The sequence below is a fragment of the Streptomyces sp. NPDC018610 genome, assembly GCF_044391765.1.
Classification (GTDB): Bacteria; Actinomycetota; Actinomycetes; order Streptomycetales; family Streptomycetaceae; genus Streptomyces.
Genome location: NZ_JBISAL010000002.1, coordinates 759,314 through 785,937 on the forward strand (window position 1 = coordinate 759,314; position 26,624 = coordinate 785,937).

The 26,624-nt window shown below is 74.1% G+C and carries 22 protein-coding genes; 7 read left to right on the plus strand and 15 right to left on the minus strand.

Translation table 11 applies throughout. The features are described from left to right. The first annotated feature begins 129 nt into the window (after window positions 1-129). Window positions 130-762, plus strand: coding sequence for a precorrin-8X methylmutase (locus ACH5A8_RS08620; RefSeq protein ID WP_398999400.1), 633 nt, complete (start codon window positions 130-132; stop codon window positions 760-762). Window positions 763-999: 237 nt separating this feature from the next. Here the strand turns inward: ACH5A8_RS08620 and ACH5A8_RS08625 are convergent, their stop codons facing one another. From ACH5A8_RS08625 to ACH5A8_RS08635, 3 genes are read right to left on the minus strand one after another with little or no spacing between them, the layout of a single operon-like run. Beyond that, the gene (locus tag ACH5A8_RS08625; RefSeq protein ID WP_398999402.1) at window positions 1,000-1,764 is read right to left on the minus strand and encodes a cobalt-precorrin-6A reductase; all 765 of its coding nucleotides are present in this window, start codon (window positions 1,762-1,764) and stop codon (window positions 1,000-1,002) included. Between the two features lie 16 nt (window positions 1,765-1,780). Next, on the minus strand, window positions 1,781-2,632 hold the full coding sequence (locus ACH5A8_RS08630) for a RimK family alpha-L-glutamate ligase (RefSeq protein WP_398999404.1): 852 nt from the start codon (window positions 2,630-2,632) through the stop codon (window positions 1,781-1,783). After that, entirely contained in the window at window positions 2,629-3,693 is a 1,065-nt protein-coding gene (locus tag ACH5A8_RS08635; RefSeq protein WP_398999405.1) for a RimK family alpha-L-glutamate ligase, read from the minus strand. The genes ACH5A8_RS08630 and ACH5A8_RS08635 overlap by 4 nt, the downstream gene beginning before the upstream one ends. A 162-nt stretch (window positions 3,694-3,855) precedes the next feature. Between ACH5A8_RS08635 and lpdA the strand changes: the two genes are divergently transcribed. Then, the gene (gene lpdA, locus ACH5A8_RS08640; RefSeq protein WP_398999407.1) at window positions 3,856-5,262 is read left to right on the plus strand and encodes a dihydrolipoyl dehydrogenase; all 1,407 of its coding nucleotides are present in this window, start codon (window positions 3,856-3,858) and stop codon (window positions 5,260-5,262) included. 261 nt (window positions 5,263-5,523) lie between these two features. On the opposite strand, the gene ACH5A8_RS08645 is transcribed toward lpdA, so the two are convergent. The 3 genes from ACH5A8_RS08645 to ACH5A8_RS08655 all read right to left on the minus strand — a co-directional run bounded on the left by ACH5A8_RS08645 (window position 5,524) and on the right by ACH5A8_RS08655 (window position 8,007). Continuing rightward, window positions 5,524-5,997 carry a DUF6299 family protein gene (locus tag ACH5A8_RS08645; RefSeq protein ID WP_398999409.1) on the minus strand — a complete coding sequence of 158 codons (474 nt, stop codon included), beginning with the start codon at window positions 5,995-5,997 and terminating at the stop codon, window positions 5,524-5,526. Window positions 5,998-6,325: 328 nt separating this feature from the next. Further along, window positions 6,326-6,724 carry a RidA family protein gene (locus ACH5A8_RS08650; RefSeq protein WP_398999412.1) on the minus strand — a complete coding sequence of 133 codons (399 nt, stop codon included), beginning with the start codon at window positions 6,722-6,724 and terminating at the stop codon, window positions 6,326-6,328. Further along, complete coding sequence (locus ACH5A8_RS08655) at window positions 6,721-8,007, minus strand: acyl-CoA dehydrogenase family protein (RefSeq protein WP_398999414.1); 1,287 nt, start codon at window positions 8,005-8,007, stop codon at window positions 6,721-6,723. The genes ACH5A8_RS08650 and ACH5A8_RS08655 overlap by 4 nt, the downstream gene beginning before the upstream one ends. 302 nt (window positions 8,008-8,309) lie before the next feature. Between ACH5A8_RS08655 and ACH5A8_RS08660 the strand changes: the two genes are divergently transcribed. The 3 genes from ACH5A8_RS08660 to ACH5A8_RS08670 all read left to right on the plus strand — a co-directional run bounded on the left by ACH5A8_RS08660 (window position 8,310) and on the right by ACH5A8_RS08670 (window position 11,776). Then, window positions 8,310-9,917 (plus strand): AMP-binding protein, encoded by a 1,608-nt coding sequence (locus ACH5A8_RS08660; protein WP_398999806.1) that lies wholly within the window; start codon window positions 8,310-8,312, stop codon window positions 9,915-9,917. A gap of 15 nt (window positions 9,918-9,932) precedes the next feature. Beyond that, entirely contained in the window at window positions 9,933-10,775 is an 843-nt protein-coding gene (locus tag ACH5A8_RS08665; RefSeq protein ID WP_398999416.1) for a PaaX family transcriptional regulator C-terminal domain-containing protein, read from the plus strand. 83 nt (window positions 10,776-10,858) lie between these two features. Further along, the gene (locus tag ACH5A8_RS08670) at window positions 10,859-11,776 is read left to right on the plus strand and encodes a sulfotransferase family protein (protein ID WP_398999418.1); all 918 of its coding nucleotides are present in this window, start codon (window positions 10,859-10,861) and stop codon (window positions 11,774-11,776) included. On the opposite strand, the gene ACH5A8_RS08675 is transcribed toward ACH5A8_RS08670, so the two are convergent. Then, on the minus strand, window positions 11,760-14,063 hold the full coding sequence (locus ACH5A8_RS08675; RefSeq protein ID WP_398999420.1) for a bifunctional salicylyl-CoA 5-hydroxylase/oxidoreductase: 2,304 nt from the start codon (window positions 14,061-14,063) through the stop codon (window positions 11,760-11,762). The two genes, ACH5A8_RS08670 and ACH5A8_RS08675, sit on opposite strands and share 17 nt — an antisense overlap. A gap of 7 nt (window positions 14,064-14,070) precedes the next feature. Continuing rightward, window positions 14,071-14,898, minus strand: coding sequence for an enoyl-CoA hydratase family protein (locus ACH5A8_RS08680; protein ID WP_398999422.1), 828 nt, complete (start codon window positions 14,896-14,898; stop codon window positions 14,071-14,073). A 315-nt stretch (window positions 14,899-15,213) separates the two neighbouring features. On the opposite strand from ACH5A8_RS08680, the gene ACH5A8_RS08685 reads away from it, so the two are divergent. Beyond that, complete coding sequence (locus ACH5A8_RS08685) at window positions 15,214-15,675, plus strand: ATP-binding protein (RefSeq protein ID WP_398999425.1); 462 nt, start codon at window positions 15,214-15,216, stop codon at window positions 15,673-15,675. Here ACH5A8_RS08685 and ACH5A8_RS08690 read toward each other — a convergent pair. The 6 genes from ACH5A8_RS08690 to ACH5A8_RS08715 form a co-directional block, all read right to left on the minus strand. Further along, a complete protein-coding gene (locus ACH5A8_RS08690; RefSeq protein WP_398999427.1) occupies window positions 15,644-17,077 on the minus strand; it encodes an amino acid permease in 1,434 nt (477 codons plus the stop codon). The two genes, ACH5A8_RS08685 and ACH5A8_RS08690, sit on opposite strands and share 32 nt — an antisense overlap. A gap of 205 nt (window positions 17,078-17,282) precedes the next feature. After that, the gene (argF, locus tag ACH5A8_RS08695; protein ID WP_398999429.1) at window positions 17,283-18,290 is read right to left on the minus strand and encodes an ornithine carbamoyltransferase; all 1,008 of its coding nucleotides are present in this window, start codon (window positions 18,288-18,290) and stop codon (window positions 17,283-17,285) included. A 97-nt stretch (window positions 18,291-18,387) separates the two neighbouring features. After that, window positions 18,388-19,623: an arginine deiminase gene (locus ACH5A8_RS08700; protein WP_398999431.1), complete on the minus strand. Its 1,236-nt coding sequence runs from the start codon at window positions 19,621-19,623 to the stop codon at window positions 18,388-18,390. Window positions 19,624-19,833: 210 nt separating this feature from the next. Further along, window positions 19,834-22,383, minus strand: a complete 2,550-nt coding sequence (locus ACH5A8_RS08705) for a polynucleotide kinase-phosphatase (RefSeq protein ID WP_398999433.1) — start codon at window positions 22,381-22,383, stop codon at window positions 19,834-19,836. Beyond that, a complete protein-coding gene (locus ACH5A8_RS08710) occupies window positions 22,380-23,948 on the minus strand; it encodes a 3' terminal RNA ribose 2'-O-methyltransferase Hen1 (protein ID WP_398999435.1) in 1,569 nt (522 codons plus the stop codon). Before ACH5A8_RS08710 ends, ACH5A8_RS08705 begins: the two co-directional genes overlap by 4 nt. 182 nt (window positions 23,949-24,130) lie before the next feature. Continuing rightward, window positions 24,131-25,054, minus strand: a complete 924-nt coding sequence (locus ACH5A8_RS08715; RefSeq protein ID WP_398999437.1) for an LLM class F420-dependent oxidoreductase — start codon at window positions 25,052-25,054, stop codon at window positions 24,131-24,133. A gap of 320 nt (window positions 25,055-25,374) precedes the next feature. On the opposite strand from ACH5A8_RS08715, the gene ACH5A8_RS08720 reads away from it, so the two are divergent. Continuing rightward, complete coding sequence (locus ACH5A8_RS08720; protein WP_398999439.1) at window positions 25,375-26,043, plus strand: trimeric intracellular cation channel family protein; 669 nt, start codon at window positions 25,375-25,377, stop codon at window positions 26,041-26,043. Between the two features lie 23 nt (window positions 26,044-26,066). Here the strand turns inward: ACH5A8_RS08720 and ACH5A8_RS08725 are convergent, their stop codons facing one another. Beyond that, the gene (locus ACH5A8_RS08725) at window positions 26,067-26,540 is read right to left on the minus strand and encodes a DUF6099 family protein (RefSeq protein WP_398999441.1); all 474 of its coding nucleotides are present in this window, start codon (window positions 26,538-26,540) and stop codon (window positions 26,067-26,069) included. Window positions 26,541-26,624: the final 84 nt, after the last annotated feature.

Sequence of the window (26,624 nt, forward strand, 5' to 3'; positions counted from 1 at the left end):
TCGGCGTACGCCCGGTTCCGGCCGGATCGGTCGTGGGTATGCTCGCCGCCGTGCCCACGGCCGATCACCGCCCGCTTGCGGCGGCGATCCCCAGGGAGCCGTCCGACGAGCGAGAGCAGCGAGAACCCCGTGACGAGCTACGACTACGAGAAGGACGGCGCGGCCATCTACCGCGAGTCCTTCGCCACCATCCGCGCCGAGGCGGACCTGACGGGTCTGCCCGCCGACGTCGCCCAGGTCGCGGTGCGGATGATCCACGCCTGCGGCATGGTCGATCTCGTGCGCGACCTCGCCCACAGCCCGGGCGTGGTGGCCCGCGCCCGCGAGGCCCTGCGCGCCGGCGCGCCGATCCTGTGCGACGTGCGGATGGTGGCCAGCGGCGTCACGCGCAAGCGGCTGCCCGCCGACAACGAGGTGCTGTGCACCCTCTCCGACCCGGCCGTCCCGGAGTTGGCGGCGAAGCTGGGCACCACGCGCAGCGCCGCCGCGCTGGAGCTGTGGCGGGACCGGCTGGAGGGCGCCGTGGTGGCGGTCGGCAACGCGCCCACCGCGCTCTTCCGCCTGCTGGAGATGATCGACGAGGGGGCGCCGCGGCCCGCCGCCGTCATCGGCGTGCCGGTCGGGTTCGTCGGCGCCGCCGAGTCCAAGGAGGCGCTCGCCGCGCACCCGTCCGGGCTGGAGCACCTGGTCGTACGCGGCCGTCGCGGAGGCAGCGCCATCGCCGCCGCCGCGCTCAACGCGATCGCGAGCGAGGAGGAGTGAGCGGCGGGGTGGCGGGGCGTAGGGCGACGGGCGGCCGCGGGGGCTGAGCTTCGCCACGCCGGGTCCGGCGGGCCCGGTCCGGCCGTTTCACGCCGGGAAGGGGGTGGCTCCCGGCTCACGTGCGGTGGTCAGGGGCGGGAGCCGGCTTCTGGACGGCCGGGCGCCGGTTGTCTTCCGCCGCGCCTTCCAAGGCGGCCGCGCCGACGAGTCGACCGCGGCGAGGCCCCGGGCCGGGTCTCAGCCTCTGTCGCCGAAGGGCCCCCGGTCACGGTGTGCCGCCAGCCACCGGGCCGCCTGTCCGGGATCGGTCACGACCGGCAGGCCCCGCGGTACGGCCGGCCGGCGGACCACCACCACCGGCAGCCCGGCCTCGCGCGCGGCGGTCAGCTTGGGCGCCGTGGCCGCTCCCCCGCTGTCCTTGGTCACGAGCACGTCGACGCGGTGGCGGCGCAGCAGCCCGCGCTCGCCGTCGAGGGTGAACGGGCCGCGGTCGAGCAGCACCTCCGTGCGGGGCGGGTGGGGGGGCCCGGGCGCGTCGACCGACCGTACGAGGAACCACAGGTCCTCCAGCCCCGCGAACGCGGCCAGGCCCATGCGTCCGGTGGTGAGGAACACGCGCCGCCCGAGCGAGGGCAGCAGGGCGGCGGCCTCGGCCAGGGAGCCGGCCTCGTGCCACCGGTCTCCGGGGACGGGGGCCCAGCCGGGGCGGCGCAGGACCAGCAGCGGGACGCCGGCGGTGACGGCGGCCCGCGCCGCGTTGTCGCTGATCGTCCCGGCGAAGGGGTGGGTGGCGTCCACGAGCACGTCCACCCGGTGTTCGCGCAGCCACGCGGCCAGGCCCCCGGCCCCGCCGAAACCACCGACGCGGACCTCGCCCGGGGGCAGCCGGGGGCCGGCGACCCGCCCGGCGAGGGAACTGGTCGGGCGCAGGCCGGGCGTCGTGTGGAGCAGTTCGGCGAGACGGCGGGCCTCCGCGGTTCCGCCGAGGATCAGTACGTGCATCGCCGTGCGGGTCCGTTCATGAGCGGATCGGCCGGGCGCCGGCCCCTTCCGGGGACGGCCGGGCGCCGGCCTTCGACAGGGCCAGGGCGGCCAGGGCCTGGGGGGCGCCCGACGGGCCCCGGACGCCGGGGAAGGCGTTGATGTCCACGATCAGCGGGGCGCCGTCGCCCTCGTCGATGACGTCCACTCCGTAGACATCCAGCGCGAAAACCTCGCCGGCCCGGCGGACCAGGGCGGCCCAGCCGGGCGGCAGCCCGTCGGGGGCCAGGGGCAGCGTCGGGCCGCGGCCTTCGGGCGAGAGCTCGGAGCGGCGCAGGGCCGCGAAGACGCGGTCGCCGATCACCCAGAGTTTGTGGTCCCAGCCGTTGTTGGGGGCGAAGTCCTGGACGACGACCGGCTCTCGGGGGTGGGCGGCGGCCAGTTCGCGCAGTCGCCCGGCACTGTCCGCGCGGGCCACCAGATCGTGCTTGCGGCTGTGCCGGCTCTTGACGACCACCGGACCGGGAAGTCCCGTTCCCTGGGCGAGCTCGGCGAATCGGGCGAGCGTGGGATAGGTGCGGGTGGCCGCGAAGGGCAGGCCGGCGCTCAGGGCGCGCTCGGCCATCGCCGTGCGGTCCTGGCACAGCTCGGTCGCGGCGGCCGGGTTCAGCACCGGGGCGCCGCGCAGTTCCAGCGCGCGGGCGAGGGAGATCGCCCGCGGGGTACGGGCCTTGAGCAGGTACACATCGGCGAGCGGGCCGGGCACGTCCACCGCCGCCGTCGCCGTCGCCGGGTCCAGGGTCCGCACCGTGTGCTCGGGGGCGAGCAGGGCGGCGGTGGCTGCCAGCAGCGGATGGCCGGGGTCGGAGGTGATCAGGCCGATTCTCATACGGTCTTGCCCGCCGCCACGGGAACCTGCGCCGGGCTCGTGCGATGCGGTGCGGCGGTCGCGGCCGGGTCGGCCGTCTCGCGCTGTTCCGGCATGCGCAGGCGAGGGGCCTTGATCGCGTCGGCCGGGTCGGTCAGGCCGGCCAGGCCGGTCAGCTCGGCCGGACCCGTCAGCCCGGCCGGATCGGCCAGGTCGTCCGAGCCGGTCGGGTCGGCATGGGCGGTCAACTCGGCCGGGGCGGCGGCGCGCGGGCCGCGGGCCGCCAGGCCGAGCACGGCCCGCGCCACCCGCGCGGCCGCGTCGGGGACCTGGCGGAAGCTGGGAAAGTCGTTCACGTCGACGACCACGGGACCGTCCGGCCCCAGCACGACGTCCACGCCGTACAGATCGAGGCCGTAGACCGCTCCGACCCGGGCGGCGATCGCGGCGACCTCGGCGGACAGCGGCACCTGGCGCTCGGGCACCGCGTGGTCGGGGTGGAGCGGGGAGCGGCGTTCGGTCGCGTACAGCTCGCCGCCGACGCCGTACACCTTGATGTCGACGCCCGAGTTGGCGACGTACGGCTGGGCGATGAGCAGGCCCTCGCCGGCCAGTTCGGGGGCCATCGCGGCGAGCCGGTCCGGTGACGTCACCAGGTGCACGGACCGCCCCGAGCTGCCGTCGGCGGGCTTGACCACGAGCGGGTAGTCGGACTCCGGTATCTCGGCGAGCAGTTCGGGCCGCGCCGCCGCGTAGGTCGGCGGCAGGGGAAGCCCGCGGGCGCGGCCGATCGCCGCGGCCAGCGCCTTGTCCCGCACCCCGCGGATCGAGCGGGCGTCGTTGACCGTCGTCGTCCCGGCCGCGGCGGCGGCCTCCAGCAGGGTCAGTCCGGGGCCGCCGGAGACCGTCTTGAGCACCCAGGCGTCGTGGTCGGCCGTCTGCAGGGCCTCGGTCATGCGCAGCAGGGAGCCGCCCGGCCGCAGTACGTCCACCTGGTGGCCCCACGACGTCAGCCGGCGGATCACCTCGACCGGCATGCCGTCGTGGCGATACTGCTCCTCCACCAGAAAGCAGAGCTTCATCGATCTTCCCCGACCCTCCGGACGCCCGCCCTCGTCGTCCGGCATCCTGTGACGTCCTGTGGCGACACAGGATGTCATGTCCCGCCAGGAGCCGTGCCGCGTCCGTCACGTGGGACCCGGATCCATTGCGCCGCGCCCGCGCCGTCCAGCAGAGTGACGTCCATGAGCGATCATTACGATGTCGTTGTCCTGGGCGCGGGACCCGGCGGCTACACCGCCGCGGTGCGCGCCGCTCAACTCGGCCTGTCCACCGCCGTGGTCGAGGAGAAGTACTGGGGCGGCGTCTGCCTGAACGTGGGCTGCATCCCCTCCAAGGCCCTGCTGCGCAACGCCGAGTTGGCGCACACCGTCACCCGGCGGGCCGAGACGTACGGGATCCGGTCCGACTCCCCCATCACCTTCGACTTCGGCGCGGCCTTCAAGCGCAGCCGCGACGTGGCGGAGGGCCGGGTCGCCGGCGTCCACTACCTGATGCGCAAGAACAAGATCACCGAGTACGACGGCCGCGGCACCTTCAGCGACGCGAACACCCTCCAGGTCGCCCTGTCCGACGGCACCACCCGCACCGTGACGTTCGACCACTGCGTCATCGCGACGGGCGCCACCACCCGGCTGCTGCCCGGCACCGAACTGAGCGAGCGCGTCGTCACGTACGAGGAGCAGATCCTCACCGAGGAGCTGCCCGGCAGCATCATCATCGCCGGGGCCGGCGCGATCGGCGTCGAGTTCGCGTACGTGCTGCACAACTACGGCGTGAAGGTCACCGTCGTCGAGTTCGCCGACCGGGTCGTGCCCGCCGAGGACGCCGACGTGTCCAAGGAGCTCGCCAAGCACTACCGCAAGCTCGGGATCGAGGTCCACACCTCCACCCGCGTCGAGTCGATCGACGACTCCGACCCCGCGCGGCCGGTGCGGGTCACCGTGGACAAGAACGGCACCCGGCAGGTCCTGGAGGCCGACAAGGTCCTCCAGGCCATCGGCTTCGCCCCGCGCGTGACGGGCTACGGCCTGGAGGCGACCGGGGTCCGGCTCACCGACCGGGGCGCGATCGAGGTCGACGGGCGCGGCCGCACCAACGTGCCGAGCCTGTACGCCATCGGCGACGTCACCGGCAAGCTGATGCTGGCGCACGCGGCCGAGACCATGGGTGTCATCGCCGCGGAGACGATCGGCGGAGCGGAGACCATGGAGGTCGACTTCCGCATGATCCCGCGCGCGACCTACTGCCAGCCGCAGATCGCCAGCTTCGGCCACACCGAGGCGCAGGCGCGCGAGGCGGGCTTCGACGTGCGGGTGGCGAAGTTCCCGTTCACCGCGAACGGCAAGGCGCACGGGCTCGGCGAGCCGGTCGGCTTCGTGAAGGTGATCAGCGACGGCACCCACGGCGAGCTGCTCGGCGCGCACCTGATCGGCCCCGAGGTGACCGAGCTGCTGCCCGAACTGACCCTGGCCCAGCAGTGGGACCTCACGGTTCACGAGGTCGCCCGCAACGTGCACGCCCACCCGACGCTGGGCGAGGCGGTCAAGGAAGCGGTGCACGGACTCGCCGGCCACATGATCAACATGTAGGGCGCGGGCGGCATTCGGGGGGGCGCGGCCGGCTCGCCCGGGGGCGGGTTCGTTCGGCGTGGTTCGTCAGGAGCCGGTGCGCCGGGGGCGGTCCGCTACAGCGCGGTGCGCCGGGGCGGGTTCGTTCGGGGCGGTCCGCCGGCGGCGGGTCCCCCGGGCCGGCCGTCGGGGGCGGTCCGCAGGGGGCCGGTCCGCGTACGGCGATGGCGTGCGGGCCGGCCCGGGCGGAGGCGGGGCAGGACGGGGTGAACCCGGTCCTCGTCAGGCCTTGACCAGGTCCACGTCCTGGTCGCGCCGGGCGTGGAAGTCGGGCACCAGCACGATGCCCTGCGGGCGCAGCTCCGTCAGGATGGCCTGGACGTGCGCCGGCCCCTGGGCGAAGGAGTGGAAGGACTCACCGGTGTTGGCCCAGCGGTGCGTGCCGCCGTCGCAGACGGCGCGGGTGCCGCCGATGGACTGGGTGTCCTCGGAGTCGCCCTGGCTGAGGGCGGAGCTGACGAAGACCATGCCGGTGGCGCCGGTGCAGCGGTAGGTGCCGGAGATCGTGACGGTGCCGTCCGACGTCATCCGGACGGTCCGGTCGACGGTCACGGTCTCGGCCGGGGCCGTGGCGGCGGTCGCTGAGGTCGCCGCCGCGGGCGCGGCCGGTGCGGCGAGGAGCAGTGCGGCCGCGGCCGCGCCGAGGGCGCCGAGCACGCGGCGGACTGATCCGAAGGACGCTGACGCTACGGACATGAAGGCCTCCCGAGGAACTGGAATGATGGATTCCACTGGTACCGGGCGGCCGCGCGCACGCCGGTGATCCTCACCCCTTCGACGGCGAGTCCGGCTCGTCCGCCGTCCGCCGAACGGCCCACGGGCCCGGCGGACGGCGGGCCCGGCGGACCGCGGCGCCGCCGCTCGGGGCTCTGCCCGCTGCCGGCGCCGTCCGCTCAGGGCACCGCCACCCCCGCCCGGCCGGACCGCCGCGACGGGGCCGCCTCCGGGCCGTCGCCGCCCTGTCCTCGCGGAAGACGGCCGCGACGGTGAGCGCGCCCGGTGCGCCGGGCCTGCGGGACAGCCCTCAGGCGAGTACGGCGAGCCCGTCGAGCTCCACCATCGCCTCCTCGTCCCACAGCCGCACGACCCCGACGACCGCCATCGCCGGGTAGTCGCGGCCCGCCAGGTCCCGCCAGATGCGACCGAGCCGGCGCGCGTGGGCGCGGTAGGCGGCGACGTCGGTGGCGTAGACCGTGACGCGGGTCAGGTCGGCGGGGGTGCCGCCGGCCGCGCGCAGGGCGGTGAGGAGGTTGGTGAGGGCGCGTGCGAACTGCTCGGGGAGGGTGTCGCCGACCACCTTGCCGTCGGTGTCCAGGGCGGTCTGGCCGGCCAGGAACAGCAGACGGGAGCCGGTCGCGACGACGGCGTGCGAGAAACCGGTGGGCGGGGACAGCTCGGGCGGGTTGACGCGTTCGGTGGTCACGGCGCCTCCACGGTCGGCCGCGGCGCCGCGTACAGCTCCTTGGCGATGATTCCTCGCTGCACCTCGCTCGCGCCCTCGTAGATCCTGGGTGCGCGCACCTCGCGGTAGAGGTGTTCGAGGAGGTGGCCGCGGCACAGGGCGCGGGCGCCGTGCAGCTGGACGGCCCTGTCGACGACGTACTGGGCCGTCTCGGTGGCGAGCAGCTTGGCCATGGCGACGCGTCCGGGGACGCCGGGGGCGCCGTCGTCGTACGCCGTCGCCGCCGCGTAGACCATCAGGCGCGCCGCCTCCGTGCGCAGGGCCATCTCGGCGACCTGGTGGGCGACGGTCTGCAGGTCGCTCAGCTTGCCGCCGAAGGCGTCCCGGCGGGCGGTGTGGGCGAGGGTCGCCTCCAGCGCGGCCTGCGCCATGCCGACGGCGAAGGCGCCGACGCTGGGGCGGAAGAGGTTGAGGGTGCCCATCGCGACCCGGAAGCCGCGGTCCACCTCGCCGAGGACGTCGTCCGCCGTGACGGGTACGCCGTCGAAGGAGAGGGTGCCGATCGGGTGCGGGGACAGCATCTCCAGCGCGCCGCCGGTGAGGCCGGGGCGGTCGGCGGGGACCAGGAAGGCCGTGATGCCGCGCGAGCCGGCGCCGGGCGTGGTGCGCGCGAAGACGGTGTGGACGTCGGCCTCGGGGGCGTTGGAGATCCAGCACTTCTCCCCGGTGAGCCGCCACCCTCGCGAACCGTCGGGCCGGGCGGCGAGGACGGGCGCGGCGGCCGAGCCGTCGGCCGTCTTGGGCGGTGCGCCGCCGGGCGCGGCGCACCGCCCTTCGCCGGGGACGGGATCGGGACCAAGGCCACCCTGGGAACCGAAGCCGGGATCAGGACCGGGATCGGGATCGGCCCGCAAGGTCAGGGCCGCCGCGTCCGAGCCCGCGTCCGGCTCGCTCAGGGCGAAGGCGGCCACCGCGCTGCCGTCCGCCACCGCCGGCAGCCAGCGGGCGCGCTGGGCGGCGGTGCCGTGGGCGTGTACGGGGTGGGCGCCGAGGCCCTGGAGGGCGAGCGCGGTCTCGGCCTCGGTGCAGGCGTAGGCCAGGGACTCCCGCATGAGGCACAGGTCCAGGGCGCCCGAGGTGAACAGGCGGTCCAGCAGGCCCAGGCGGCCCAGTTCCGCCAGGAGCGGGCGGTTGACGCGGCCCGGTTCGCCCTTCTCCGCGATCGGACGCAGCCGCTCGGCGGCCAGCGCGCGCAACTCGGCGCACCAGGCCGCCTGTTGCGGTTCGAGTGAGAATGCGGGCATCGGCCGGTCCTCCCTCTCCCGGGGCCGCCCGGGCCGCCGGGGTTCGCCTTCCACCGTATCGCGTACCGTTGACTGCCGTCACCAACGCGCTACGCTCCAGGTGCGAGCCCACCACGACAAGGGGGCGAACCGCCATGGACGACCCGATGGACCCCGTCGGCCCCGATGGACCGGCCGCGCCCGGCAGCGGCCTCACCGCAGAACGCGCCCCCGCCCCGCACCCCACGCCCACCCGAGAAGCCGGCGCCCACGCCCAGGCTCCCGCCGGCCACCCCACCCGCCCCCGCGACGGCATCCCCCACCTGACTCCCTCCGCCCACGTCGACACCTTCGCGCGCGACCACCTCCCTCCCCCGGACCAGTGGCCCGAGCTGTGCTTCGACCTGCCGGAGCTGCGCTACCCGGCCCGGCTGAACTGCGCGGCCGAGCTCCTGGGCCCGGCCGACGGGCCCGACGCAGGACGTCCGGTGTTCCGCACGCCCGCCGGGGACGCCTGGAGCTACGGCGAGCTGCGCACCCGTGTGGACCGGATCGCGCACGTGCTCACCGCCTCGCTCGGCGTGGTGCCCGGGAACCGGGTCCTGCTGCGCGGCCCCACCACTCCCTGGCTGGCCGCCTGCTGGCTGGCCGTGCTCAAGGCGGGCGCGGTCGCCGTCACCGTGCTGGCCCAGCAGCGTCCGCACGAGCTGAGCGCGATCTGCGAGATCGCCCGGATCCGGCACGCGCTGTGCGACATCAGGGCGGTGGACGACCTCGTCAAGGCGGAGATACCGGGTCTCGCCCTGACGACGTACGGCGGTGACGGCCCCGACGACCTGCTGCGCCGCCCGGCGCCCGACGACCCGTTCCCGGCCGTGGACACCGCCGCCGACGACGTGGCGCTGATCGCGTTCACCTCGGGCACCACCGGCCGGCCCAAGGGCTGCGCGCACTTCCACCGGGACGTGCTGGCGATCGCGGACACCTTCTCCGCGAAGGTGCTGAAGCCGCGCCCTGACGACGTGTTCGCGGGCAGCCCGCCGCTGGGGTTCACCTTCGGCCTCGGCGGGCTGGTGGTCTTCCCGATGCGCGCCCGCGCCAGCGCCCTGCTGCTCGAACAGGCGCGTCCCGGACAGTTGTTGGCGGCGGTCGCCGAGCACCGGGTGTCCGTGCTGTTCACGGCCCCCACCGCCTACCGGGCGATGCTCGACGAACTCGCCGGCCACGACACCTCCTCGCTCAGACGGTGCGTGTCGGCCGGCGAGAACCTGCCCGCCGCCACCTGGCACGCCTGGCGCGAGCGGACCGGCGTGCGCATCGTCAACGGCATCGGCGCCACCGAGCTGCTGCACATCTTCGTCTCGGCCGCGGACTCGGACATCCGTCCCGGCGCCACGGGCGTCCCGGTGCCGGGATGGCGGGCGCGGGTGCAGGACGAGGGCGGCCGGCCCGTGCCCGACGGGGTGCCCGGACTGCTCGCCGTGCGGGGCCCGGTCGGCTGCCGCTACCTCGCCGACCCCCGGCAGCGCGTCTACGTGCGCGACGGCTGGAACGTCACCGGTGACACCTACGTCCGCGACGCCGACGGCTACTTCCGGTACGTGGCCCGCGCCGACGACATGATCATCTCCGCGGGCTACAACATCGCCGGCCCGGAGGTCGAGGACGCCCTGCTGCGCCACCGGGACGTGGTGGAGGCGGCGGTGGTCGGACGGCCCGACGAGGCGCGGGGGCACGTGGTGGTGGCGTACGTCGTCCTGCGGGAGGGCGCCGCGCGGGACGCGGAGGCGCTGCGCGCGTACGTCAAGTCGGAACTGGCGCCCTTCAAGTGCCCGCGTGAGGTCGTCTTCCTCGACGCGCTGCCGCGCACACCCACCGGGAAGCTCCAGCGGTTCCGGCTGCGCGAGCGGGGCACTCGCGACCAGCGGTGACACCGACGACTTAAAATGATCAACGTGTCCGAGCAGCCCGCGCAACCCGCCCCGAGGTCCCTCATCGTCACGCTGTACGGCGCGTACGGCCGTTTCGCGCCGGGCCCGGTGCCCGTCGCCGAGCTGATCCGGCTGCTGGCCGCGGTGGGCGTGGACGCGCCCTCCGTGCGCTCCTCGGTGTCCCGGCTCAAACGGCGCGGCCTGCTCCTTCCGGCCCGCACGGCACAGGGGGCGGCCGGGTACGAAGTCTCCCCGGAGGCCGAACAGTTGCTGCGGGACGGCGACCGGCGCATCTACGCGGGCGCCCCCTCGCAGGACGAGGGCTGGGTGCTGGCGGTGTTCTCGGTGCCGGAGTCGCAGCGGCAGAAGCGGCACGTGCTGCGCTCCCGGCTGGCCGGACTCGGCTTCGGGACGGCGGCGCCGGGGGTGTGGATCGCGCCCGCCCGGCTGTACGAGGAGACCCGTCACACGCTCGAACGGCTGGACCTGGACGAGTACGTGGACTTCTTCCGGGGCGAACACCTGGGGTTCGCGCCGACGGCCCGGGCGGTCGCCCGCTGGTGGGACCTCGCGGCCATCGCCGGGCAGCACGAGGCGTTCCTCGACCGGCACGCGCCGGTGCTGAGCGCCTGGGAGCGGCGCGCCGACACCCCGCCCGAGGAGGCGTACCGTGACTACCTCCTCGCCCTGGACTCCTGGCGCCATCTGCCCTACGCCGACCCCGGCCTGCCCGCCCGGCTGCTGCCCGGCGACTGGCCGGGCACCCGCTCGGCCGCCGTGTTCCGGGCGCTGCACGAGCGGCTGCACGAGGCGGGCGCCGCCTACGCGGGTGTGTCCACACCCTCCCCTCGCATGTGACATGCATCATACTTCAGTCGGGTAAGGGAACCCTCAGACTCTTCCGATCATCTTCTCAGTTTCCTTACCTAGCGTCCGGACGCATGAGTCTCATGCGCAACGTGAACCGGGCCCTCACCGCCGCCACCGGCCTCCAGGTGCGGAGGGCCCCCCGAACGGCCCCGCCCGCCGCCGGCCCGTCGGCGCCCGCGAGGAACACCGCCCCGGCGGCCGACTACCGGCGCCCGGCGGAGAAGGACCTGCCCGTCGAACGGCTGGTGCGCCGCCCGGTGTTCATCATCTCCTCGGTGCGCTCCGGCTCCACCCTGCTGCGCATGATGCTGGGCGCCCACTCGCGGCTGCACGCCCCGCACGAACTGCACCTCGGCAGGACCGACGTCATCTGCGACAACTGGCACTCCCAGCGCGCGATGAGCGCCCTCGGCCTGGCCCGCGGCGACCTGGAGCACCTGCTGTGGGACCGGATCATGCACCGCGAACTGGTCAAGTCCGGCAAGGACTTCATCGTCGAGAAGACCCCGGCCAACGCCTTCATGCACCGGCGCATCCAGGACTGCTGGCCCGACGCGCGCTTCGTCCTGCTGCTGCGCCACCCCGAGTCGATCGTGCGCTCGTGGCACGAGAGCGACCCCGTCAAACGCCCCTACGACACGGCGGTCGCCGACGCGCTGCGCTACATGAGGGCCGTCGAGGAGGTCCGTGTATCGGGCCTCGGCGGCTGCACCGTGCGCTACGAGGACATCACCGCCGACCCGGAGCGGGAGATGCGCCGCCTGTGCGCGTACCTCGACGTGACGTACGAGCCGGCCATGCTGCGGTACGGCAGGAAGGACGGCGCCGAACTGGTCAGGGGGCTCGGCGACTGGCGGGACAACATCCGCACCGGGACGGTGCAGCCGGGGCGCGCGCTGCCCGGGGCCGACGAGATCGCGGCCCCGCTGCGGCCGGTCTGCCGGGCGTGGGGCTACCTGACGCCGGACGGAGTCAGTTCCGCAGCGTGAGACGGGGCCTGGGGGCGTCGGCGCGGCCGGTCCGCGGGGGCCGGCTGCCCGCCCGGTAGGGCGCGGGCCACTGGGCGGCAGCGCCCTCGTACCCCTGCTCGGCGGCGGCGTGCAGCGTCCAGTGCGGGTCGTACAGGTGCGGCCGGGCCAGTGCGCACAGGTCGGTGCGCCCGGCCAGGATCAGGGAGTTGACGTCGTCCCAGGACGAGATCGCGCCGACCGCGATGACCGGGACGCCCACCGAGTTGCGGATGCGGTCGGCGAACGGCGTCTGGTACGAGCGCCCGAACTCCGGACGTTCCTCGGCGACCACCTGCCCGGTCGACACGTCGACGGCGTCGGCGCCGTGCGCGGCGAAGGCGCGGGCGATCGCCACCGCCTCCTCGGCCGTGGTGCCGCCCTCGGCCCAGTCGGCGGCCGACAGGCGGACGGTCATCGGCCGCTCCTCGGGCCACACCGCGCGTACGGCGTCGAAGACCTCCAGCGGGAAGCGCAGCCGCCTCTCCAGCGAGCCGCCGTAGGCGTCGGTGCGGTGGTTGGTCAGCGGGGAGAGGAATCCGGAGAGCAAGTAGCCGTGGGCGCAGTGCAGTTCGAGGAGGTCGAAGCCGGCCCGGGCGGCACGCCAGGCGGAGGTGGCGAACTGCTCGCGTATGTCGGTGAGCTGCGCCCGGGTGACCTGGCGCGGCACCTGGCCGCCGGGCCGGTAGGGCAGCGGGGAGGCGGCCACCAGGGGCCAGTTGCCGTCGGGCAGCGGTTCGTCCATGCCCTCCCACATCAGCCTGGTGGAGCCCTTGCGGCCGCTGTGGCCGAGCTGCACGCCGATCGCGGTGCCCGGCGCCTGCCGGTGGACGAAGTCGGTGATCCGCCGCCAGGCCTCGGTCTGCCGGCCGGTCCACAGGCCCGCGCAGCCGGGGGTGATCCGGCCCTCGGGGCTCACGCACACCATCTCGGTCATCACCAGTCCGGCGCCGCCGAGCGCGCGGGCGCCCAGGTGGACGAGGTGGAAGTCGCCGGGCAGGCCGTCGACGGCGGAGTACATGTCCATGGGCGAGACGACGACCCGGTTGCGCAGGGTCAGGCCGCGCAGCCGGAACGGGGTGAACATGGGCGGGGTGCCGGGCGGGCAGCCGAACTCCCGCTCGACGGCCCCGGTGAAGGACGGGTCGCGCAGCCGCAGGTTGTCGTGGGTGACCCGGCGGCTGCGGGTGAGCAGGTTGAAGGCGAACTGGCGCGGACGCTGGCCGAGGTACAGGTCGAGGTCCTCGAACCACTCCAGGCTGGCCCGGGCGGCCCGCTGGGTGGAGGCGACGACCGGCTTGCGCTCCTCCTCGTAGGCCGTCAACGCCTCGGCGACGGTGGGCCGTTCGTCCAGGCAGGCGGCGAGCGCGAGGGCGTCCTCCACGGCGAGCTTGGTGCCGGAGCCGATGGAGAAGTGGGCGGTGTGGGCGGCGTCGCCGAGCAGGACCAGGTTGCCGTGCGACCAGCGTTCGTTGACCACCGTGCGAAAGACGGTCCACGCGGATCCGTTGGAGCGCAGCGGGCGTCCGCCGAGGGCGTCGGCGAAGATCTTGGCGCAGCGCTCGACGGAGCCCTGCTCGTCCAGGTCCGCGAACCCGGCGGCCCGCCACACCTCCTCCCGCATCTCCACGATCACGGTGGAGGCGTCCGCCGCGAAGGGGTAGCCGTGCAGTTGCATCACGCCGTGCTCGGTCTCGGCGATCTCGAAGCGGAAGGCGTCGAAGGCGAGGTCGGCGGCGAGCCAGATGTAGCGGCAGCGGTGGCCGGTCACCCGGGGCCGGAAGGCGTCGGCGTGGGCCGTCCTGGTGGCGCTGTGCACACCGTCGGCGGCGACGACGAGGTCGTACGCGCGCGTCAGCACGGCCGGGGCCGGGGCCTCGGCGCCGAAGCGCAGGTCGACGCCGAGCGAGCGGCAGCGCTCGTGCAGGATCTCCAGGAGCCGGTGCCGGCCGAGCGCGGCGAAGCCGTGGCCGCCGGAGGTGTGCCGGGTGCCGCGGTGCACGATGTCGATGTCGTCCCAGCGCACGAAGTCCCGCCGGAGGGCCTCGTACACCACCGGGTCGGCGTGCTCGATCCCGCCGAGGGTCTCGTCGGAGAGCACGACGCCGAAGCCGAAGGTGACGTCGGGCGGGTTGCGCTCGAACACGGTGATCTCGCGGGCCGCATCGAGCCGCTTGAGCAGGGCCGCCGCGTACAGCCCGCCGGGGCCGCCGCCGATGACCGCGACCCTGAGCGGGCCGTCCGCCTCCTTCCGGGGCGCGCCGGTCACCGCGCCCTCACCGCCCCTGCCACTTCGGCGGCCGCTTCTCGGTGAAGGCGGCGTGGAACTCGGCGTAGTCCTCGCCGTTCATCAGCAGCGCCTGGGTGGCGGCGTCCATCTCGACGGCGGCGGACAGCGGCATGTCCAGTTCGGCGGTGAGCAGTGCCTTGGTCTGGGCGTGGGCGAGGGCGGGACCGTCGGCGAGGCGGCGGGCGAGGGCCTGGGCCTCCTCGTCGGCGTGGCCCTCGTCGGTGAGCCGGCTGATCAGGCCGATCCGCTCGGCCTCCGGCGCCCGCACCGGCTCGCCCAGCATCAGCAGCCGGGTGGCGTGGCCGAGGCCGACCACGCGGGGCAGCAGATAGGCGGCGCCCATGTCGCCGCCGGACAGTCCGACGCGGGTGAACAGGAACGCGAACCGGGCGCTCGGGTCGGCCACCCGGAAGTCGGCGGCCAGCGCCAGCACGGCCCCGGCCCCGGCGGCGACGCCGTGCACCGCCGCGATCACCGGGAACGGGCACTCGCGCACCGCCCGCACGACCTGGCCGGTCATCCGGTTGAAGTCGAGCAGTTCGGCGGTGTCCATGGCAAGGGTGGCGCCGATGATCTCGTCCACGTCGCCGCCCGAGCAGAAGCCGCGCCCCTCGCCGGCCAGCACGAGGGCGCGCACGGAGCGTTCGCGGGAGAGTTCGGCGAGCAGGTCGCGCAGGTCGGCGTAGGCGCCGAAGGTGAGCGCGTTGAGCTTGTCGGGGCGGGCGAGGGTGACGGTGGCCACCCCGTCGTCGAAGGCGACGCGCAGATGGCGCCAGTCGGGGGTGCGGGCGGCGGAGCCGGTGAAGGGACTCATGACGTGCGGCCTCCTCGAACGGACTGCCTCTGTCGGTGCGCGCTCAGCTCTTCCCTCATGAAGTTATCACTCATCCGTGACCGTCGTCACGACTACGCGACAGAGGTCCGTGACAATGTGGCCGCGATCCGTCGCTTCCGGCCGCCGCGTCACAGATCGTCGATGAGGCGGTAACGGCCGGAGCGGGGGACGGGAGGCGGCCGGTCCCCCCGGGTAGTTCCGCCGTGCCGGGGGCGCCGCTCCCGGGCGGAGGGCGCCGCGGACCGCCGGTCGCGGCACCCGTACCATTCCTCACGTCGAGAGCAGGACCGCCTGATGGTGACCACTGGGACGTTCTGCGTCATGAACGGACACACGGTGCCCCACTCCCCCCATGCCTCCTGGCGCGTCGCGCTGCCGCACACGGCGGGCGCCGTGCCCATGGCCCGCGCCCTGGTCCGTACGGCGCTGGCCGAACCGGAGCACACGGCCGACCGGGACACGGCGGAACTGCTCACGGCGGAACTGGTCGCCAACGCCGTCGAGCACACTGCGGGCGGGCCGATAGAACTGCTCGTGCGACTGCTGCCGTCCGGCTGTCACGTGGAGGTGCGCGATCCGGACCCGGCGCCGCCCGGCGACCTCACCCGCCCCTGCCTCACCCCGCCCGACCCCTGGCGGGAGGACGGGCGCGGGCTGCTGCTGATCCGCGCCCTCAGCTCCTCCTGCGGACACCGCCCCGCCGGATCGGGCAAGGCGGTGTGGTTCAGGCTGCTTGCAGCTCCCGGTCCGGCGTGACCTCGGGACGCGCCGCGAGCCGCGAGTGGCGGCGGCCGTAGAGGACGTAGACCAGCGCTCCGGCGGCGAGGAAGCCGGCGAACTGGAGCCAGGTCGTCCAGCCCGTCTCGTACATCAGGTACAGGCAGCAGGCGACGCCGAGCAGCGGCACCACCGGGTACAGCGGCACCCGGAAGCTGCGCCCGAGGCCCGGCTCGCGGCGGCGCAGCGCGATCACGGCGACGTTGACGACGGCCATGGTGGCCAGGGTGCCGATGGTGCAGAGGTTGACCACCGCGTCCAGGGAGGCGAACGCCGCGGGGAGCGCGAAGACGATGCCGACGATGAGCGTGCCGGCGACCGGCGTCGAGGTCTTCGGCGAGACCTTCTCGAAGACGCGCGGCACGAGGCCGTCGCGGGACATCGACATCAGGATGCGGGTCTGGCCGTACATCACGGCGAGCACCACGGAGGCGATGGCGACGACCGCGCCGAAGGCGATCACCGCGCCGCCGACGGAGGAGCCGGTCACCACGTCGACGACGTGGCTCAGCGCGGCGGGCCGGCCGCCGACCTGGTCGCCGCCGATGGCGCCGATCGCGGCGAGCGCGACCGCGCAGTACAGCAGGGTGACCAGGCCGATGCAGACGAGGATGGCGAGCGGGATGTCCCGGCGGGGGTTCTTGGCCTCCTCGCCGGCGGTGGTGATCGCGTCGAAGCCGATGTAGGAGAAGAACGCGGCGGTGGTGCCGGCGCCGATGCCGCCGAGGCCGGCCGGGGCGAACGGCGCGAGGTTGCCGTGCTTGAAGGCGGTGAAGCCGATGGCGCAGAACGCGACGAGGACGACCAGCTTGAGCACCGCCATGGCGGCGGTCGCGCGGGCGCTCTCGCGCACCCCGCGCACCAGCAGCAGGGACGCCAGGGCGATGACGATCACGGCCGGGAGGTTGACGACGCCGCCGTCGCCGGGGCCCGCGGACAACACGGCCGGCAGCTCCCGGCCGGTGAGGCTGTGCAGCAGCTCGTTGACGTACTGGCTCCAGCCGACCGCGACCGCCGAGACGGACACGCCGTATTCGAGCAGCAGGCACCAGCCGACCAGGAAGGCGGTGGACTCGCCGAGGCCGGCGTAGGCAAAGGAGTACGACGAACCGGACACCGGGATCGCGCCGCCGAGCTCGGCGAAGGCGAACGCGGTCAGCACGCAGGTGATCGCGGCCAGCACGAAGGAGACGACGACGGCCGGGCCGGCCTGGGCGACCGAGTCGGACAGGCCGACGAAGATGCCGGTGCCGACGATCGCGCCGACACCGAAGCAGACGAGCTGGAAGAGGCCCATCGTGCGCTTGAGGCCGTGGCCCGCGCGGTCGGCGCCGGATTCGGCCAGCAGACGCTGAGGGGACTTGATGCGGGGAGCGGGCATGGGGGGTGGTGCTCGTTTCTGGTGGTGCGGGGCGACCGGATGAGGTCGCGCGGCGGGGCGGAATGGGTGGTTCCGTGCCGCCGGTCAGGATACGGCCCGGTCGGGCCGTCGGACACGTGCCGCAGGTCAGCCGGCCGGCGACGGCGCCGGCCGGCCCGGCCGTGCGGAGCGCGACCGCGGTCGGGCCGTGCGGCCCCGGCCGCGGTCAGGCCAGGGTGGCGACCATGATCGCCTTGATGGTGTGCAGACGGTTCTCCGCCTCGTCGAAGACGACCGAGTGGGCCGACTCGAAGACCTCGTCGGTGACCTCCAGCGACTGAAGGCCGTACTGCTCGTGGATCTCGCGGCCGACCTTGGTGCCGAGGTCGTGGAAGGCGGGCAGGCAGTGCAGGAACTTCACGTCGGGGTTGCCGGTGGCGCGCAGCACGTCCATGGTGACGGCGTACGGGGCGAGGGCCTCGATGCGCTCCGCCCAGACCTCCTTGGGCTCACCCATGGAGACCCATACGTCGGTGACGACGAAGTCGGCCCCCCGCACGCCCTCCTCCAGGGACTCGGTGAGGGTGACGCGCGCACCGCTGGCCGCGGCCAGCTCCCGCGCCCGGTCGACGATCTCCTGGGCGGGCCAGTAGCTCTTGGGCGCGACCATGCGCACGTCCATGCCGAGCAGGGCGCCGGTGATCAGGTAGGAGTTGCCCATGTTGAAGCGGGCGTCGCCGAGGTAGGCGAAGGTGATCCCGGTGAGCGGCTCGGCGCTGTGCTCGGTCATCGTCAGCACGTCGGCGAGCATCTGGGTGGGGTGCCAGTCGTCGGTGAGCCCGTTGTAGACGGGGACGCCGGCGTGGGCGGCCAGTTCCTCGACCGCGGCCTGACTGTCGCCCCGGAACTCGATCGCGTCGAACATCCGGCCGAGGACCCGGGCGGTGTCCTTCATGGACTCCTTGTGCCCGATCTGCGACCCGGAGGGGTCGAGGTAGGTGGTCGAGGCGCCCTGGTCGGCGGCGGCGACCTCGAAGGCGCAGCGGGTGCGCGTGGAGGTCTTCTCGAAGATCAGCGCGATGTTCTTCCCGGTCAGGTACCGCGTCTCCGCCCCGGCCTTCTTCGCGGCCTTCAGCTCGGCGGCCAGCTCGATCAGACCGCGGAACTCCTCCCCGGTGAAGTCCAGCTCCTTGAGGAAGTGGCGGCCGGCGAGGGCGGTCGGGACTGTCGCCATGGGGGCGCTCCAACGGGTGAGGGACAGGGACTCTGGAATTCTATACGATTCTCAGAATTTATATGCAACAGCTCGGCGCGTCCCCCTCCCGCCCCCGCTACGAGGCGCCGCCCACCGGATCCCGCTGCACCGGGCAGCTCATGCAACGCGGGCCGCCCCTGCCGCGGCCCAGTTCGCTGCCGGGGATCTCGATCACCTCGATGCCCTGTTTGCGCAGATGGGTGTTGGTGGTGGCGTTGCGCTCGTAGGCGACGACGACGCCCGGCTCGACGGCGAGGACGTTGCAGCCGTCGTCCCACTGCTCGCGCTCGGCCGCGTGCACGTCCTGGGTGGCGGTCAGCACCCGGATCTCGCTCAGCCCGAGCGCGGCGGCGATCGCCCGGTGCATGTGCTCCGGCGGATGGTCGGTGACCTTCAGCTCCTCGTCGCCGGAGCCCGGCTCGATCGTGTACGAGCGGAGCATGCCGAGCCCCGCGTACTGGGTGAACGTGTCGCCGTCGACCATGGTCATCACCGTGTCCAGGTGCATGAAGGCGCGCCGCTTGGGCATGTCGAGCGCCACGATCGTCCGGGCGGATCCGGCGGCGAACAGCTTGTGCGCGAGCATCTCGACGGCCTGCGGGGTGGTCCGCTCGCTCATCCCGATGAGCACGGCCCCGCTGCCGATGACCAGCACGTCCCCGCCCTCGATGGTGGACGGGTAGTCGGCCTGTCCCTCGGACCACACGTGGAAGCCCTCGCCGCGGAAGAGCGGGTGGTAGCGGTAGATCGCCTCGAAGTGCACGGTCTCGCGCTGCCGGGCGGGCCAGCGCATCGCGTTGATGGAGACGCCGTCGTAGATCCAGGCGGAGGTGTCCCGGGTGAACAGGTGGTTGGGCAGCGGCCCGAGCAGGAAGTCGTCCAGGTCCATCACATGGAAGCGGACGGAGGCCGGCTCGGCGTGCGCCTGGAGGAACTCCCGTTTGGTCATGCCGCCGACCAGGGCCTGGGCCAGGTCACCGGCGGGCAGGGTCTCGAAGGCGGCCCGCAGGTGGTCGGTGGCGAGCACGCCGTACTCCTTCTCGTCGAAGACGCGGTCCAGGACGAGCGACCGGGCCGAGGGGATCTCCATCGTCTCGGTCAGCAGATCACCGAACAGGTGCACGGCGACGCCCCGGTCGCGCAGCACGTCGGCGAACCCGTCGTGCTCGGCGCGCGCCCGGCGCACCCACAGCACGTCGTCGAAGAGAAGGGCGTCCTTGTTGCTGGGGGTGAGCCTTTTGAGCTCTAGGTCGGGCCGGTGCAGGATGACCCGGCGCAACCGCCCGGCCTCGGAGTCGACGTGGAATCCCATGCCTCCATCCTGACCAGCGAACCCCGGGTTCACCCACCGCTTGCCGGTTTCCGTGCCCGGTCCGCCCTGTCCCCCGCCGCCGGTACGGCTCTCGCCCGCCCGTGGTGGGGCGGGCGGGCGGCGGGAAGGGCGGGGCGACGGCGCGGGCACACGCCACGCCGCCGCACCGCCTCGGGCCCGCCGGGGGCACGGCCGCGGGCCCGCCGGGGGCTACAGCCTCGGGTCCACCGGCTCCGACTCCAGGGCCAGCACGGCGAACACCGCCTCGTGCACCCGCCACAGCGGTTCGCCGTCGGCGAGCCGGGCCAGGGCCTCCACGCCGAGGGCGTACTCACGGACGGCCAGCGAACGCTTGTGGTTCAGGAACCGCTGCCGCAGCCGGGCGAGGTTGTCCGGCCGGGTGTACTCGGGCCCGTAGATGATCCGCAGGTACTCGCGGCCCCGGCACTTGACGCCCGGCTGGACCAGGCGCCCCTGCTCGGTGCGCACCAGCGCGCCCAGCGGTTTGACGACCATGCCCTCGCCGCCCCGCCCGGTCATCTCCAGCCACCAGTCGACGCCGGCCCGCACCGACTCCGGGTCGCCCACGTCGACGTAGAGGCGGCGGGTGATCTGGAGCAGCCCGGTGGTGTCGTGCTCCACCAGGCGGTCGATCAGCGCGAGCTGCTCGTCGTGGGGCAGCGCGGCCAGGCTGCGGCCCTGGGCGGCCAGGATCTGGAACGGCGCCAGGCGCACGCCGTCCAGGCCCTCGGTGGTCCAGCAGTAGCGGCGGTAGGCGGCCGTGAAGGCGGCGGCGTCCGCCGCGCGCCCGCGCTGGCGGGCCAGCAGGCCGGCCACGTCCACGCCGCGCGCGGCGGCTCCCTCCAGCGCGGCCAGCGCACCGGGGAACACCGCCCCGGAGGCCGCGCCCACCGCCGCGTACTGGGAGCGCAGCAGCCCCGACGCCTTCAGCGACCACGGCATCAGCTCGGCGTCCAGCAGCAGCCAGTCGGTGTCGAGCTCCGTCCACAGTCCGGCGTCGGTCGCCGCCGTGCGCAGCCGGGCGAGGATCTCCTCGGTGACCCGCTCGTCGTCGAAGAAGGGACGGCCGGTGCGGGTGTAGAGAGACCCGGTCGGGCCGTCCACGCCGAAGCGCCGGCGCGCCGCGTCCGCGTCCCGGCACACCAGGGCCACGGCCCGCGAGCCCATGTGCTTCTCCTCGCACACCACCCGCGCGACCCCGTCCTCCCGGTACTGGGCGAACGCCTCCTCGGGGTGTTCGAGGTACCCCTCCACCCTGGAGGTGGCGGTCGGCGCCATGGTGGGCGGCAGGTAGGGCAGCAGCCGCGGGTCGACCGCGAACCGGCTGATCACCTCCAGCGCCGCGGCCGCGTTCTCCTCCCGGACGGCGACCCGGCCCGCCTCGCGGGTCTCCACCGCCCGCCGGCCGTGCACGTCGCCGAGGTCCAGCGGCCGCCCGTCGTGCCCGCCGGGCGCCTCGGTGCGCAGCGGCTTCACCGGCTCGTACCAGACCCGCTCGGCCGGTACGTCGACCAGCTCGCGCTCCGGCCAGCGCAGCGCGGTCAGCTTGCCGCCGAAGACGGCGCCGGTGTCCAAGCAGATCGTGTTGTTGAGCCAGGTGGCCTCCGGGACGGGGGTGTGGCCGTAGACCACGGCCGCCCGGCCGCGGTAGTCCTCCGCCCACGGGTAGCGCACCGGCAGGCCGAACTCGTCGGTCTCACCGGTGGTGTCGCCGTACAGCGCGTGCGAGCGGACCCGGCCGGAGGTGCGGCCGTGGTACTTCTCCGGCAGACCGGCGTGGCAGACCACCAGCCGGCCGCCGTCGAGGACGTAGTGGCTGACCAGCCCCTCGATGAACTCCCGTACCTCCTGCCGGAACTCCTCGCTCTCGCCCGCCATCTGCTCGATGGTCTCGGCCAGTCCGTGGGTCGGCTGGACGCTGCGGCCCTTGAGGTGGCGGCCGTACTTGTTCTCGTGGTTGCCCGGCACGCACAGCGCGTCGCCCGACTTCACCATCGCCATCACCCGGCGCAGTACACCCGGGGAGTTCGGCCCCCGGTCGACGAGGTCGCCGACGAAGACGGCCGTACGGCCCTCCGGGTGCGTACCGTCGACGTAACCCAACTTGCCGAGCAGTGCCTCCAGTTCCGCGGCGCAGCCGTGGATGTCACCGATGATGTCGAACGGGCCGGTGAGGTGGGTGAGGTCGTTGAAGCGCTTCTCGGTGACGACGGCGGCGTGCTCCACCTCCTCGACGCCCCTGAGGACGTGCACCTTGCGGAAGCCCTCGCGCTCCAGGTGGCGCAGGGAACGGCGCAGTTCGCGGATGTGGCGCTGGATCACCCGGCGGGGCATGCCGGCACGGTCGGTGCGGCCCGCGTTGCGCTCGGCGCACACCTCCTCGGGCACGTCGAGCACGACGGCGATGGGCAGCACGTCGTGCCGCCTGGCCAGCTCGATCAGCTGCTTGCGGGCGTCGGACTGGACGCTGGTGGCGTCGACGACGGTGCGGCGGCCGGCCGCCAGGCGCTTGCCGGCGATGTAGTGCAGCACGTCGAAGGCGTCCCGGCTGGCGCTCTGGTCGTTCTCGTCGTCCGCGACCAGACCGCGGCAGAAGTCCGAGGAGATGACCTCGGTGGGCTTGAAGTGGCGGCGGGCGAAGGTGGACTTGCCCGAGCCGGAGGCGCCGACGAGGACGACGAGGGAGAGGTCGGTGACGGGCAGGACGCGTCCCTGCCGGGTGGTCGTGGTCTCGTTCATGCCGCCTTCGCCTCCTTCTCGCTCTCGCCGGTCGTTCCGGTCTCGCCGGTCGTGCCGGTGCCGTCGCCCTTGCCGGTCTGGCCGGTCCCGCCGGCCCGGCTGGTCGCGCCGTTCCCCTCGTGGCCGGCCGCGCGGGTGAACACGGCCATCTGGGTGGGCGGGCCCACCTCGGGGTCGTCGGGTCCGACCGGGGTGAATCCGACGCCGTAGCCGTGGCGTTCGGCCACGGCCTCGGCCCAGGCGCGGAACTCGGCGCGGGTCCACTCGAAGCGGTGGTCGCCGTGCCGGACGTGCCCGGCGGGCAGGGACTCCCAGCGGACGTTGTACTCGACGTTCGGGGTGGTCACCACGACCGTGCGGGGGCGGGCCGCGCCGAACACCGCGTACTCCAGGGCGGGCAGCCGGGACAGGTCGAGGTGTTCGATCACCTCGCTGAGCACGGCGGCGTCGTACCCCTTGAGCCGCTTGTCGGTGTAGACGAGGGAGCCTTGCCGGAGTGTGACGCGCGCGGCCTGCCGCTCGCCCATCCGGTCCAGCTTCAGCCGCCGCCCGGCGATGGTGAGCGCCCGCACCGACACGTCGACGCCGACGATCTCGGTGTACCGGGCGTCCTTGAGCAACGCCTGCACCAACTGGCCCTGGCCGCAGCCGAGGTCGAGCACCCGGGCGGCGCCCGCGGCCTCCAGCGCGGCGAGGATCGCCTCGCGGCGCAGTACGGCGAGCGGCGTCGGCCTCTCCTCCGCCTCCGACTCGTCCGCCACCGCGTTGTCCAGCTCGGCGACGTCGCTGTCGTCGGTCTCGGCGAGCCGCACCAGCTCCAGGCGCTCCATCGCCTGCCGGGTCAGCGACCAGCGGCGGGTGAGGTAGCGGCTGGTGATCAGCTTGTGCTCCGGGTGCCCGGGCAGCCATCCCTCGCCGGCCCGCAGCAGCTTGTCGACCTCCTCGGAGGTGACCCAGTAGTGCTTGGCGTCGTCGAGGACGGGGAGCAGGACGTACAGGTGGCGCAGTGCCTGGGCGAGGGTCGACCGCTCGGACTCCAGGGCCAGCCGTACGTAGCGGGAGTCGCCCCACTGCGGGAACTCGGTGTCCAGCGGCACGGCCTCGGCGGTGACCGTCCAGCCGAGCGGCTCGAACAGCCGCTGGACGAGGGCGGGGCCGCCGCGGGCGGGCAGCGCGGGTATCTCGATACGCAACGGGCGCGGTCGGTCCGGCAGTTCGGGCCTGGCGCGGCACACTCCGCGCATCGCGCTGGAGAAGACGCCGCTGAGCGCCACGGCGAGCAGCGAGGAGGCCGCGTAGGGGCGGTCGTTGACGTACTGCGCGAGCGCCGCGTCGGGTGCGCCGCCCCGGCCCCTGCCCTTGCCCCGCCGCACCAGCGCCACCGCGTCGACCTCCAGCAGCAGCGCCGCCGTGCAGCGCTGTTCGTCCGCCTCGGGGTAGAGGACGTGCGCGGTGCCGTAGGAGGTGGGGAACGCCTGTGCCTTGCCGGGATGCTTGTGCAGCAGGTGCCCCAGGTCGGTGGCCGGGCGTTCGGGGGTGCCGGTGGTGCTGATGGTCAGGAACATGCGGAGGGCCTCTCCGGCCGGTGGACGTCGAATACGGTGCCGTGCGCGCGGGAGCCCCCGAGAGGAGTGGTCCCGGGGGCTCGGCAGCACGACGCCTCCACCTTGGCACAGGGCGGCTGACCGGCGCGCTCGGTTTTCAGGACGCCTCGAGGACGCCGCCGGGACCGGTGCGCGCCGGGTGCTCAGGACAGCTGCGACTGCACCTGCGCGGAGATCAGTTCCAGGTGGTCCAGGTCGTCGAGGTCGAGGATCTGGAGGTACATCCGCCCGGAGCCGATCTCGGCGTAGCGGCCGATCTTGTCGACGACCTCGGCCGGGGAGCCCGCCAGGCCGTTGGCCCGCAGCTCGTCGACCTCACGGCCGATGGCGGCGGCCCGGCGGGCGATCTCCTGTTCGTCCCGGCCGACGCAGGCGACGAGGGCGTTGGAGTAGACGAGGTCGCCGGCGTCGCGGCCGGCCTGCTCGGCGGCGGCCCGCACCCGGCCGAACTGCCGCTCGCTGTCCTCGATGGACGCGAACGGGATGTTGAACTCGTCGGCGTACTGGGCGGCGAGCCGGGGCGTGCGGGTGGCGCCGTGCCCGCCGATGAGCACCGGGATCCTCGCCTGGGCGGGCTTGGGCAGCGCGGGCGAGTCGGTCAGCTCGTAGTAGGTGCCGCGGAAGTCGAAGGTCTTGCCGGCCTCCGTCGCCCACAGGCCGGTGACGATCGCCAGCTGCTCCTCCAGACGGGCGAACTTCTCCTTCGGGAAGGGGATGCCGTACGCCTTGTGCTCCTCCTCGAACCAGCCCGCGCCCAGACCCAGCTCGACCCGGCCGCCGGACATCTGGTCGACCTGGGCGACCTGGATGGCGAGCACGCCGGGCAGCCGGAAGGTGCCGGCCGTCATCAGCGTGCCGAGGCGGATGCGCCGGGTCTCACGGGCGAGCCCGGCGAGGGTGATCCAGGCGTCGGTGGGGCCGGGGAGACCGTCCACGTCGCCCATGCGGAGGTAGTGGTCCGAGCGGAAGAAGGCGTCGAACCCGAGGTCCTCGGTGGCCTTGGCCACGGTGAGCAGAGTGTCGTACGTGGCCCCCTGCTGGGGCTCGGTGAAGATGCGAAGATCCATGCCTCCATCCTGCACCCGCCGATCCCGTGACCCGCACCGGCCGCACCGCCGCCGCCCGCGCGACCGGGTGAGCGGCGGGGCGGAGCGGGAGGCGTGGCCGGGTGAGCGGCGGGGCTGGGCAGGGGCGTGGCCGGGTGTGTGGCGGGGCGCGGGCGGGGGGCGTGGCCGGGTGTGTGGCGGGGCGGGGTGTGTGGCCGGGTGTGTGGCCGGGTGTGTGGTGCGTCCGTCGTGAGGGGGCGGCCGCTCCCGCGGCACCTCGTCCGGCGAGCGGGCGGCCGCCGCGGATGGTTCGCTGGGCGGGTGAGGGAGGTGCGGGTCCCGTGGCCGGTCTGCTGACGCCGGAGAGGGTGTCGGAGGCCACCCGTGCGCTGGACCTGACCGGGGTGTTCGCCAACGGCATGCTCGGCGGGGTCCTGGCCCGGGACCGCGACCTGGACCTCTTCGGTTTCCTGGTGATCGGCGTCATCTCCGGCCTGGGCGGCGGGATCATCCGCGACACCCTGCTGCAGCACGGCACGCCGATCGCCCTGACCGACTACACGTACATCACCGTCGCCGTCGCCGGGACCCTGCTGTCGTTCCTCTTCGACGTGAGCCGTCACACCTCCGGCCCCGCCTTCAACCTGCTCGACGCTACGGCGCTCAGCGTCTGGGGCGTCGCCGGAGCGCAGAAGACCCTCTCCGTCGGCCTGGGCTGGCTGCCCGCCGTGCTGCTCGGCACGATCACGGCGGTCGGGGGCGGGGCGGTACGGGACCTGCTGCTGGGCCACACGCCCCGCGTCCTGGGCGGCAGGACCCTGTACGCGACGGTCGCCGCGCTGGTCAGCGCGGTGATGGTGGTGTGCAGCCGGCTGGGCGCGCCCGTCGTCGGCATCCTGGCCGGGATCGTGTCCGGGACCCTGCTGCGGCTGGCCGCGCTGTCCTGGGGATGGCGACTGCCCAGCCACCGCGACTGGCGGCCCCCGGCTCCGCGTCGCCGGGACGGCTGAGGCGGCCCATGGATCCCCGCGCGTCAGCCCGGCTCCCGCTCCGGCAACGCCGACTGGTCCCGGGCCGCCAGCTTCCGCAGCATCTCCCGGACCCGGTCGCGGGACTCGTCGGCCGCGTCGATGGCCTCGACGCACTGCCAGTACGTGCGCTCGTCCACGGCCGAGCCGGCGACGCCGACCAGGGCTATGCCGACCTCGCCCAGCAGACCGCCCAGGCAGAGCAACGTCCGCCGGGCGTCGGTGAGTTCCGTGAGCTGGGCGGCCAGCAGGTCGCCCGGGTCGAGGTCCGGGGCGTCCAGGACTCCGCAGCCCCGGCCCGCCAGCTCGGTCAACCCCAGTGCCTCGCCGCGCAGTTCGGGCGGCCCGGAGACCGCCAGCCGACTGCCGATCGCCTGCGCCAGGGCCTGCGCCTGCCACACCTCCGTCATGATGGCGGCGGCGTCCCCGCTCCCCGCCAGGGCACGCCTGCTCGCCAGGATGAGCCGCACCGCGTCCATGCGCTGCCCCCGTCTCTCCCGGACATGCTCCTCGCACGTCAGCCCGAACTCCCTTGTTCACTACCCAGAGTGAGGGCGACTGAG

What these genes read in the sequence shown, in the direction of transcription:
- ACH5A8_RS08710 (WP_398999435.1), bottom strand. Translation starts at nt 23,948, where the DNA reads ATGTTCCTGACCATCAGCACCACCGGCACCCCCGAACGCCCGGCCACC.
- ACH5A8_RS08700 (WP_398999431.1), bottom strand. Translation starts at nt 19,623, where the DNA reads ATGGGATTCCACGTCGACTCCGAGGCCGGGCGGTTGCGCCGGGTCATC.
- ACH5A8_RS08725 (WP_398999441.1), bottom strand. Translation starts at nt 26,540, where the DNA reads ATGGACGCGGTGCGGCTCATCCTGGCGAGCAGGCGTGCCCTGGCGGGG.
- ACH5A8_RS08685 (WP_398999425.1), top strand. Translation starts at nt 15,214, where the DNA reads ATGGTGACCACTGGGACGTTCTGCGTCATGAACGGACACACGGTGCCC.
- ACH5A8_RS08665 (WP_398999416.1), top strand. Translation starts at nt 9,933, where the DNA reads ATGATCAACGTGTCCGAGCAGCCCGCGCAACCCGCCCCGAGGTCCCTC.
- ACH5A8_RS08670 (WP_398999418.1), top strand. Translation starts at nt 10,859, where the DNA reads ATGAGTCTCATGCGCAACGTGAACCGGGCCCTCACCGCCGCCACCGGC.
- ACH5A8_RS08645 (WP_398999409.1), bottom strand. Translation starts at nt 5,997, where the DNA reads ATGTCCGTAGCGTCAGCGTCCTTCGGATCAGTCCGCCGCGTGCTCGGC.
- lpdA (WP_398999407.1), top strand. Translation starts at nt 3,856, where the DNA reads ATGAGCGATCATTACGATGTCGTTGTCCTGGGCGCGGGACCCGGCGGC.
- argF (WP_398999429.1), bottom strand. Translation starts at nt 18,290, where the DNA reads ATGGCGACAGTCCCGACCGCCCTCGCCGGCCGCCACTTCCTCAAGGAG.
- ACH5A8_RS08690 (WP_398999427.1), bottom strand. Translation starts at nt 17,077, where the DNA reads ATGCCCGCTCCCCGCATCAAGTCCCCTCAGCGTCTGCTGGCCGAATCC.
- ACH5A8_RS08625 (WP_398999402.1), bottom strand. Translation starts at nt 1,764, where the DNA reads ATGCACGTACTGATCCTCGGCGGAACCGCGGAGGCCCGCCGTCTCGCC.
- ACH5A8_RS08630 (WP_398999404.1), bottom strand. Translation starts at nt 2,632, where the DNA reads ATGAGAATCGGCCTGATCACCTCCGACCCCGGCCATCCGCTGCTGGCA.
- ACH5A8_RS08680 (WP_398999422.1), bottom strand. Translation starts at nt 14,898, where the DNA reads ATGAGTCCCTTCACCGGCTCCGCCGCCCGCACCCCCGACTGGCGCCAT.
- ACH5A8_RS08715 (WP_398999437.1), bottom strand. Translation starts at nt 25,054, where the DNA reads ATGGATCTTCGCATCTTCACCGAGCCCCAGCAGGGGGCCACGTACGAC.
- ACH5A8_RS08705 (WP_398999433.1), bottom strand. Translation starts at nt 22,383, where the DNA reads ATGAACGAGACCACGACCACCCGGCAGGGACGCGTCCTGCCCGTCACC.
- ACH5A8_RS08655 (WP_398999414.1), bottom strand. Translation starts at nt 8,007, where the DNA reads ATGCCCGCATTCTCACTCGAACCGCAACAGGCGGCCTGGTGCGCCGAG.
- ACH5A8_RS08635 (WP_398999405.1), bottom strand. Translation starts at nt 3,693, where the DNA reads ATGAAGCTCTGCTTTCTGGTGGAGGAGCAGTATCGCCACGACGGCATG.